Source organism: Mangrovicoccus algicola (genome assembly GCF_014903745.1).
GTDB classification, from domain to species: Bacteria; Pseudomonadota; Alphaproteobacteria; order Rhodobacterales; family Rhodobacteraceae; genus Mangrovicoccus; species Mangrovicoccus algicola.
Genome location: NZ_JACVXA010000146.1, coordinates 1 through 1,051 on the forward strand (window position 1 = coordinate 1; position 1,051 = coordinate 1,051).

Genomic DNA, 1,051 nt, shown 5'->3' on the forward strand with positions numbered 1-1,051 from the left:
GACCTTGTTGCACTTATCGGTGACAGGGATTCAGTTTTGGGATCCTGAGGGTTAGGTCTCCGGCATGTCCACGTCTACCACCTCCCGCTACCGCACGACGAACTGGTCGGACTACAACGCGGCGCTGCGGAGACGGGGCTCGCTATCGGTCTGGTTCGATCCGAAGATGACCTGGCATGCGGAGCGCAGCGGAAAGCGCGGGCATCCCGAGACTTTCTCCGACAGCGCGATCCAGACCTGCCTGACGTTGAAAGTGCTGTTCGGCCTGCCGCTCCGCCAGACCGTCGGTCTGGTGGCGAGCCTGATCGAGATGGCGGGGCTCGACTGGCCGACACCCGACCATTCGACGCTCTGTCGGCGCCAGGCCCGGATCAAGGTTCAGATCCCGTATCGATGCTCCGGTCAGCCACTGAACCTACTGATTGACAGCACCGGCATTCGCTTCCGCGGCGATGGCGAATGGCTGGCCCGCAAGCATGGCGCAACGCGCAGGCGCGAGTGGCGGAAGGTGCATCTGGCGATGGACACCGCGACCGGCGACATTCGCGCGGTCGAGTTCACGTCGAGCCGACAGGGCGACAGCCCGATCCTGCCGGAGCTGCTGTCGCAGATCCCGGCCGCTGAGGACATCGAGACGGTGACTGCAGACGGAGCCTACGATACACGCCGATGCCATGCAGCGATCCTCGAACGCGGAGCGGAACCGATCATACCGATCCGTCGGAATGGCCGCGCCTGGAAGCCGGACTGCCCGGCCGCCATCTCGCGAAATGACATCCTCAAGGCGACACGTCGCTTGGGCCGGTCGATCTAGAAGAAATGGGTCGGCTATCACACGCGAAGTCGCGTCGAAGCCCAGATGAACCGCCTGAAACTACTTGGCGAACGGATCATGTCACGAGATCCCGACCGCCAGACTGCCGAAATCCAGACCCGCATCGCAATCATGAACCGCTTCTCGGCCCTCGCACGGGCCGAGTTCGAAGCCGTGGCCTGAAGCCAGAAGAGATAGGGGCTCCTCGTCTTACCGGTCGAATAGCTCAACAAGGAC

The 1,051-nt window shown here is 63.0% G+C and carries 1 pseudogene; it reads left to right on the top strand.

Annotated elements, in window-relative coordinates:
• Positions 1–64: 64 nt before the first annotated feature.
• A pseudogene (locus ICN82_RS21195) lies at positions 65–997 on the top strand (IS5 family transposase).
• Positions 998–1,051 lie beyond the last annotated feature (54 nt).